The organism is Nostocoides sp., assembly GCF_035343835.1.
Lineage (GTDB): Bacteria > Actinomycetota > Actinomycetes > Actinomycetales > Dermatophilaceae > Nostocoides_A > Nostocoides_A vanveenii.
The window spans coordinates 19,760-27,630 of record NZ_DAOQZV010000009.1 but is presented as its reverse complement, the minus strand read 5'-3'; the positions used below and the strand labels follow the sequence as shown (position 1 = coordinate 27,630).

Sequence of the window (7,871 nt, the reverse complement as noted above, 5' to 3'; positions counted from 1 at the left end):
CACTGGTGATGGTGAAGACATGGTCGAAGTTCTGGACCACGTAGATCGTGCCGAGCAGGCCGGCGAGCTCGATGTACTGGCGCAGGTGCGGCAGCGTCATATTGGTGAAGATCTGCCATGGGCTGGCGCCATCGATGCGAGCGGCCTCGACGACATCCATGGGGCGAGACTGCAGGCCTGCCAGCAGGATCAGCATCATGAAGGGCGTCCACTGCCAGACGATCGCGAAGATGATCGACCACATCGGGTGCTCACTGATCCAGTCCGGCTGCGGGGCACCCTTGCCGAAGATCTTGGTCAGCATCCCGTTGAACAGGCCGTACTCGGGGTTGTACAACGCGTGCTTCCACAGCAGCGCCGCCGCGACCGGGACGACCAGGAAGGGAGTGATCATCATCGTACGGACGATGCCCTGGCCGAGGAACTTCCGGTCCAAGAGCAGCGCGATGACCAGCCCGAGGAAGAGCGAGATCAACACGACCGACGCGGTCAGCAAGACGGTGACCCAGATGGCCTTGCGAGCCGCCGGGTCGGTGAGCACCGTCTTGAAGTTGGCGCCGGCATTGAAGCCGCGCTCATCGGGATAGTAGGCATTCCAGTTCATGAACGAGGCGCCGATCGTGAAGACGAACGGCAGCTGCGTCACGAAGAAGACCAGGACCATCGCCGGGAGGAGAGGCATCCTGCGCGCCCAGTCACCTGAGCGCGCGAGGCTGCTTCTCTTCGGCATGGCTGCCCTGGCCCCCTTGGTAGGGGTGGCAGCCATGGGTCTACTTCTTGTACTTCGCGGCGACGTCCTCGGCGAGCTTCTGGCCCTGGTCGAGGGCCGCGTCGACGGTCGTCTGGCCGGCGATCGCGCTGCTCACCAGCTGGCTGACATCGGTGCCGAGCTTGGGGAACTCGGGGATGTCGATGAACTGGATGCCGGGCGCCGGGCGCTTCTGGACGCCGGGGTTGTTGGGGTCGGCACCTTCGATGGCGGCCTTCGTGGCCTCGGCGAACGCGCTGGCGTCCTTCAGGTAGTCGGCGTTGGCATACGTCGAGGCGCGCTTGCCGGCGGGCACGCGGCTCCAGCCGAGCTCCTTACCGACCAACTCTTCGTACTCCTTCGAGGACGCCCAGGAGATGAACTTCCAGGCGTTGTCCTTGTTCTTGCTGGCCTCCTGAACCGACCAGGACCAGGTGTAGAGCCAGCCGGAGCTCGCGGTCTTGTTGACCGGCGCCGGGGCGTAGCCGAACTTGCCCTTGGTCGGGCTGTCCGCGGACTCCAGCGAGCCGGCGGCGGACGTGGCGTCGTACCACATGGCCGTCTTGCCCTGCATGGTGTTGTTCAGGCACTCGGTGAAGCCGGCCTGCGGGGCACCGGCCTCGCCGTGGGCCTTGACCAGGTCGACATAGAAGTTGACGGCCTCCTTGAACTCCGGCGCGTTGACGCCCGGAGTCCAGTCCTCGTTGAACCAGGTGCCGCCGAAGGTGTTCACGACGGTGGTCAGCGGGGCGAAGATCTGGCCCCAGCCGGGCTGGCCGCGCAGGCAGATGCCCTTCATCCCGGACTCGGCGCCGTCGAGCTTGGCGGCGAGGTCGGCGACCTCGGCCCAGGTGGGCTTAGCGGGCATGGTCAGGCCCTTGGCCTCGAGAACGTCCTTGCGGTACATCAGGAAGGAGGACTCGCCGTAGAAAGGCTCGCCGTAGACCTTGCCGTCGACGCTGAGCGAGTCGGTCATCGGCTTGAGAATGTCGCCCTGGTTGAAGGCGGTGTCCGAGGTCGTGTAGGACGTCAGGTCGGCGACCCACTTGTTCTTGGCATAGATCGGGATCTCGAAGTTCGAGAGCGAGGCCACGTCATACTGGCCGGCCTGGGAGGAGAACTCCTGCGAGATCTTGGCGCGGACGTCGTTCTCGGGAAGAACGGTGTAGTTGACCTTGATGCCGGTCTTCTTGGTGAAGTTAGCGTCGGTCAGCTTCTGCAGATCCACCATCTGCGGGTTGTTGACCATCAGGACGTTGATGGCGCCACCACTGCTGCCACCGCTGCCCGTGCCGCCGCCCCCGCCGCCACCTGCGCCGGAACAGCCCGCGAGCGCGGTCGCCACGAGCGCGGTCGCGCCCGTGATTGCCAGGAACTTCTTGCCTGCCATCTGCTCTCCTCGTTGAGATTGGCGCCTCGCGGGGCATCCGCGGCTCGCTCATTTGAGCGTTCATGGCGCACATCTGAGTAAAGTGGTTGCTCTGACCTCTTGTCAAGAGGCTCCCGGTTCCGATGAGATAACGTCGTGGCCGAATCGCTGGGACCCCGTGAGCGTGCTCTCGCCGCCGCGGTCGCGAGACGCCACTACCTCGCCGGCGAGTCGAAGGTCGATATCGCTTCGGCGCTGGGCATCAGCCGCTTCAAGGTGGCCCGGCTGCTCGATGCCGCCCATGAATTGGGCATGGTGCGCATCGAGGTCGTCGACGACGGGCTGGTCGACATGGAGCTGAGCCAGTGCCTCAAGGAGACCTACGGCCTGCACCATTGCTCGGTCGTCGTGGCGAGCCCGGATGCCGGGCGTGGGCGAGGCGATATCGGCCGGGCGGCGGCGGACCTGCTCACCGAGATCATCACGCCGTCGGACGTGCTGGGCCTGCCCTGGTCCCGGTCGGTCGCCGACCTGATCGCCGCGCTCACGGCGCTCCCCCCGATCCCCGTCGTCCAGTTGAGCGGATCACTGGTCGTTCCCGGCGAGACGCGCAGCCCAGTGGACATCGTCACTCGGGCCGCGCGGCTGGCCGGCGGCGAGGCGCACGTCTTCTTCGCCCCCTTGGTGCTGGACAGTGCGGCCTCGGCCGCGGCGATGCGACGCCAGCAAAGCGTGGCGGACGCCTTCGCCCAGGCCTACCGGGTGACGATCGCGGCGGCCGGTTTGGGCGCGTGGAATCCCGAGTCGTCGACCATCTGCCGGGCCCTGTCGCCCGACGATCGTCAGGCTGCGGCCGACACGGGCGTGGTCGGGGAAATGATGGGGATCTGCTTCGACAGCGAGGGGCGCCCGGTGGCCACCGCACTCGGGGAGCGCGTGCTCACCCTGACACCGGAGCAGCTTCGGGCCATTCCCGAGGTCATCGGCATCGCGCGAGGCGCAGCCAAGGCGGATGTGCTGCGTCCGGCCCTGGCCGGGCGCCTGGTGACCAGCCTGGTCGTGGACAGCGATCTGGCGAATGTCTTGCTGCATCCCTCGTCCGGCAGCGTCTCGGTCAGCCGATGATCTCGCCCGTCGTCGGGTCGACAACACCCACGAGTTCCGATTCCGGGGCCGGATCGATCAGGTGCGGGCCGTTGTTGCGATTGGAACTGACATCCCGCGAGACGGGATAGGCCTCGAACCGCCCGGGTGCGGCATACGTCAAGAGGTCGGCGATCTCCTCGACGTCGGTGACTTCCGGCGCCAGCCAGCGCTCCCAGTCCGTCCGCTCCAGGATCAGCGGCTGACGGTCGTGGATGCGATCGAGTCCGGGCTCGGCCGCCGTGGTGAGCACGGCGAAGGAGACCAGCCACGCGTTCGTGTCATCGGGGTCGGTGACGCGCTTGTCGCGCCAGAACTCGTAGAGGCCGGCCATCGCCAGCGACGCCCCGTCGCCGCGCCGGACATAGAAGGGCTGCTTGCGCGGCTTGCCTTTGGCATCGGTCGCGGTCGGCGAGAGCTGCCACTCATACCACCCCGCGGCCGGGACGAGCGCGCGTCGCGCGCGCAGCGCCTTGCCGTATGCCGGCTTCTCGGCCACCGACTCCGCGCGCGCATTGATCATGCGCGCCCCGACCGAGGCATCCTTGGCCCAGGCCGGAACCAATCCCCAGGTCAGCAGCCGTAACTGGCGCACGGGCACGCCGTCGACCGCTCGCGTCAGGACGACCGGCGCTTGTTTGGTCGGCGCCATATTCCAGTCCGGCGTGCCCGCCGGCGGGTGCTGGGGATTGACGAGCACTGAGCGGCTCGGCTCCTCGTGCCGGTCGAGTTCGACGTCGAACTCTTCGATCAACTCATCGAGATCCGCGCTCGCGGCGTAGCGGCCACACATCGGTGATCAGTCCTTCCCGATCGTCTCGGGGACCCAGGACCGGAAGAAGTCACTGAGGCGGGCGTAGTCCGGCGCGGCTGGCCGGCGCTCCTGGCAGGTCGCGGCAGCGGCGAGCTGCGCACTGACAAACTCGCGCACCGGCAGTGGCGCGATGCCCTCGCCCATCTCCCGGCCGGCGGCCTTGGCCGCCAGCAAGTCCTCAACCGGCTGCAGGAGGGCCGCAGGCGGGTCGCACTCGGCGAGCAGCTCGCGCAGGGTCATCGGCGGGATCGACGAGCCGGGGTGGACGAGCAGCCACCGGACGGCGGCGGCGGGGCGCAGGGCATAGAAGAGCTTCTTCAACGGCACCGGCAGGCCGGCGGCCGCGTCGGCGGGCCAGTTCTTCATCGCAACGTGCGCGTAGTGCCGCACAATCGCGGCCGGGTCCGCCACGTCCGCAGCGAGCTCGGTAAGGGTGGTTCGGAAGACGAGATCACCGCCATACACGATCGGAGACCGCGCCCATTCACCGAGGACCGCGTTGCCGTTGGCCAGCAGGCGGACGGCCTTGACCAGGTCCCAGCCGGCAATGTCCTGCACGGCGTCGACAGGCAGGCCAAGAACGTCCCGAGCAGGCCAGGGCGTCAGATAGTCGGCCACCGTGCGGACATAGACAAAGCGCAGGTCATAGTCGCTGTCGGGTGACGGGAAGCCCCACGCGCGACTGCCCGACTCGACCGCCAGCAGGACCTTGACACCCTCGGCGCGGGCCAGATCGGCGAGGGCGCCCTCCAGCGCCCCCACCACCCGCGCGTCCATGGTCTCGGGAATGGCGCGCACGCCTAGAGGTTACGGTGCCGGGCAGGCTGGACCGGTCGCCGACGGTGCCGTCGTCGGTATCGGCGTCTACGGTAGGACGTGAACCGCCTTCCCCCTCGAAAGAGAACCGATGACACTCGTTCGCCGCATCGCCCGGCCATTGCTCGCGTCCATTTTCGTCTACGGCGGCCTGGACGCCTTTCGCCACCCGAGCGCCAAGGCGCCCGCCGCCGACAAGGTCGTCAAGGCGCTCGCTGGCCCGCTCGGGTTGCCCGAGGACACCGAACTGCTGGTGCGGGCCAATGGCGCGACCATGATCGCCGGCGGTGGCCTGCTCGCGTCGGGCCGCTTCCCGCGCCTGGCCTCGCTCGCGTTGGCCGGCAGCCTGATCCCCACCACCGTCGCCGGCCATCCCTTCTGGAACGAGACCGACCCGGCCAAGCGCGCCCAGCAGCGGCTGCAGTTCGTCAAGAACCTCAGCATCCTCGGTGGCGTTCTGCTCGCGGCGGTCGACACCGCCGGCAAGCCCGGCCTCGCCTACCGTGCGCGGATGCTCGGGGATGCCGCCGGCCGCACCAAGGCGTCGGTCGCCAAGGACGCGCGGTATGCCGCCCGCACCGCCAAGCGGGAAGCTCGCCTGAAGGTGGCCCAGGCCTCCGATGCCCTCGGCTGATCCCGGCGACTGGGCCGCACCCGCGGCAGCGGGCCCGGTCGATGCCATCGTCACCCTGCCCGGCAGCAAGTCACTCACCAATCGCTATCTCGTGCTGGCCGCCCTCGCCGACGATGCCTCACGGCTGCGGCTGCCGCTGCGCTCTCGCGACACCCTGCTGATGACTCAGGCGCTGCGCGACCTCGGTATCGACATCGTCGACGCTGCGGACGACGCCCGCGACTGGATCGTCACGCCCGGCCCCTTGCGCGGCCCGGCCCAGATCGGTTGCGGCCTAGCGGGGACGGTCATGCGCTTTGTCCCGCCGGTTGCCGCGCTGGCGGACGGCCCGGTGACCTTCGACGGCGACGCTCAGGCTCGGATCCGACCGATGAGACCGGTGCTCGATGCGCTGCGCGCCGTGGGCGCCAGCGTCGATGACGGCGCTCGGGGCAGCCTGCCTTTCGTCGTCGGCGGTCAGGGGCACGTCCCTGGCGGGTCGGTCACCATCGACGCGTCCGCGTCCTCGCAGTTCGTTTCCGGTCTGCTCCTCGCCGGCTCGCGATATGACGACGGGCTGACGGTGACGCATGTCGGCACGCCCTTGCCCAGCGAGCCGCATGTCGCGATGACGGTGGAGACCATCCGCGATGCCGGCGGCATCGTCGATGACAGCGAGAGCGACACCTGGCGCGTGGAGCCCGGGCCGCTGTCGGGACTCGACGTGGTCGTCGAACCCGACCTGTCCAATGCCGCGCCCTTCCTCGCGGCCGCGCTGGTCACCGGCGGAAGCGTGCGGATCCCTGGCTGGCCGCACCATACGTCCCAGGCCGGCGACGCCTTGCGCGACATCCTCGACATCATGGGCGCGGACGTCCGCCTCGAACGCGGCGGGTTGACCGTCAGCGGCACGGGCACCATCAATGGTCTCGACATCGATCTGCACGACGCCTCGGAGTTGACCCCGGTGGTGGCGGCCCTCGCCGCCTTCGCCGACGGGCCGAGCATCATCCGCGGGGTCGCCCATATCCGTGGGCACGAGACCGACCGCATTACGGCGCTGAGCCAGGAGTTGCAGCGTGCCGGTGTCGGCGTGCACGAGCGGGCGGACGGCCTGCGCATCACACCCGGACGACTCACCCCGTCGCCCTGGCGCACGTATGCCGATCACCGCATGGTGATGGCCGGTGCCGTCATCGCGCTCTCGGCTGCCGGCACGCGCATCGAGGATCCGGGCACGGTCGCCAAAACCCTCCCCACTTTCATCGCCTTGTGGGATGCCATGCTTGCCGGCAGCGGCCGGTGAGCCGGCGCGACCTCGACGAGGACGACGTCCGGGTCCGGCCGAATCGCCGTGGCTCGCGGCCCCGGTCGAAGGACCGGCCGCGCCACGAGGACGCCACGATCGGCTTCGTGACGGGCGTTGATCGCGGCCGCTACACCACCCTGGTCGATCAGGGCGGCTCGGATGAGCGGATTGTCCTGTCCATGAAAGCGCGCGAGTTGGGCCGCAAGGGCATCATCGTCGGCGACCGGGTCGCCCTCGTCGGCGACCACGGGGGCGGGCCGGACGCCCTCGCCCGGATCGTGCGGATCGAGCCGCGGGCCAGTGTGTTGCGGCGCAGCGCCGACGACACCGACCCGGTCGAACGCGGCATCGTCGCGAATGTCGACCAGCTCGTCGTCGTCGCCGCCCTGGCCGATCCGCCGCCACGACCGCGGCTGATCGATCGCTGCCTCGTCGCCGCGTATGACGCGGAACTCGACCCGCTCCTGGTGCTCACCAAGTCCGACCTCGTCGACCCGAGCGACTTCTTGGGTCAGTACGCGCCCCTGGAGGTGCCCTATGTCGTCACGTCCGACCGGGGCGCGCAGTTCGACGGGCTGGAGAACGTCCGCGCCCTGCTCGCCGGCCGGGTCAGCGTGCTAGTCGGTCACTCGGGCGTCGGCAAGTCGACCCTCGTCAATGCCCTGGTCCCGACGGCCGACCGCGCGACCGGGGCCGTCAACGACGTGACCGGACGCGGACGGCATACGTCCACGTCGGCGGTCGCCCTGCGGCTGCCGGGCGGCGGGTGGGTCATCGACACCCCCGGAATCCGGTCCTTCGGGCTCGCCCACGTCGACCCGCAGCGCATCATCGAGCACTTCCCCGACCTCGAGCCCGGCACCGCCGAGTGTCCACGCGGGTGCACCCACGACGAAGAGGAGTGCGCCCTGGACGCCTGGGTGGCCTCCGGTGCGGCCGGGCCGGCCGGCCCGGCACGCCTGGACAGCCTGCGCCGCCTCCTACGCACCCGAACCGCCCAACAGGGCGACTGATCCCGGCCCTGGGCACCGACAACCTCGGCCGCGACCGGGATCCGCT

Annotated in this window: 8 protein-coding genes; 4 read left to right on the top strand and 4 right to left on the bottom strand. The window is 69.2% G+C overall.

The genetic code is table 11. From position 1 onward, the window contains the following. Both PKH97_RS01565 and PKH97_RS01560 read right to left on the bottom strand, forming a co-directional pair. On the bottom strand, window positions 1-766 hold a 766-nt coding region (locus PKH97_RS01565; protein WP_324385642.1), incomplete at its 3' end, for a sugar ABC transporter permease. Window positions 767-770: 4 nt separating this feature from the next. After that, a complete protein-coding gene (locus PKH97_RS01560; protein WP_324385641.1) occupies window positions 771-2,138 on the bottom strand; it encodes a sugar ABC transporter substrate-binding protein in 1,368 nt (455 codons plus the stop codon). Between the two features lie 135 nt (window positions 2,139-2,273). Between PKH97_RS01560 and PKH97_RS01555 the strand changes: the two genes are divergently transcribed. Continuing rightward, window positions 2,274-3,242, top strand: a complete 969-nt coding sequence (locus PKH97_RS01555) for a sugar-binding domain-containing protein (protein WP_324385640.1) — start codon at window positions 2,274-2,276, stop codon at window positions 3,240-3,242. Here the strand turns inward: PKH97_RS01555 and PKH97_RS01550 are convergent. Both PKH97_RS01550 and PKH97_RS01545 read right to left on the bottom strand, forming a co-directional pair. Further along, window positions 3,232-4,053: an SOS response-associated peptidase gene (locus tag PKH97_RS01550; RefSeq protein WP_324385639.1), complete on the bottom strand. Its 822-nt coding sequence runs from the start codon at window positions 4,051-4,053 to the stop codon at window positions 3,232-3,234. The genes PKH97_RS01555 and PKH97_RS01550 overlap by 11 nt on opposite strands. A gap of 6 nt (window positions 4,054-4,059) precedes the next feature. Then, entirely contained in the window at window positions 4,060-4,872 is an 813-nt protein-coding gene (locus PKH97_RS01545; protein ID WP_324385638.1) for a nucleotidyltransferase domain-containing protein, read from the bottom strand. A 109-nt stretch (window positions 4,873-4,981) separates the two neighbouring features. Here PKH97_RS01545 and PKH97_RS01540 point away from each other — a divergent pair, with 109 nt between their 5' ends. The 3 genes from PKH97_RS01540 to rsgA are packed head-to-tail and all read left to right on the top strand — an operon-like array spanning window position 4,982 to window position 7,825. Next, window positions 4,982-5,524, top strand: a complete 543-nt coding sequence (locus tag PKH97_RS01540; protein ID WP_324385637.1) for a DoxX family protein — start codon at window positions 4,982-4,984, stop codon at window positions 5,522-5,524. After that, window positions 5,511-6,809: a 3-phosphoshikimate 1-carboxyvinyltransferase gene (gene aroA, locus PKH97_RS01535; protein ID WP_324385636.1), complete on the top strand. Its 1,299-nt coding sequence runs from the start codon at window positions 5,511-5,513 to the stop codon at window positions 6,807-6,809. Before PKH97_RS01540 ends, aroA begins: the two co-directional genes overlap by 14 nt. Next, on the top strand, window positions 6,806-7,825 hold the full coding sequence (gene rsgA, locus PKH97_RS01530) for a ribosome small subunit-dependent GTPase A (protein ID WP_324385635.1): 1,020 nt from the start codon (window positions 6,806-6,808) through the stop codon (window positions 7,823-7,825). The genes aroA and rsgA overlap by 4 nt, the downstream gene beginning before the upstream one ends. The last annotated feature ends 46 nt before the right edge of the window (window positions 7,826-7,871 follow it).

Bases quoted from the DNA above. Each gene is read 5' to 3' on its own strand.
- PKH97_RS01560 (WP_324385641.1), bottom strand. From the start codon at position 2,138: ATGGCAGGCAAGAAGTTCCTGGCAATCACGGGCGCGACCGCGCTCGTG.
- PKH97_RS01550 (WP_324385639.1), bottom strand. From the start codon at position 4,053: ATGTGTGGCCGCTACGCCGCGAGCGCGGATCTCGATGAGTTGATCGAA.
- PKH97_RS01540 (WP_324385637.1), top strand. From the start codon at position 4,982: ATGACACTCGTTCGCCGCATCGCCCGGCCATTGCTCGCGTCCATTTTC.
- aroA (WP_324385636.1), top strand. From the start codon at position 5,511: ATGCCCTCGGCTGATCCCGGCGACTGGGCCGCACCCGCGGCAGCGGGC.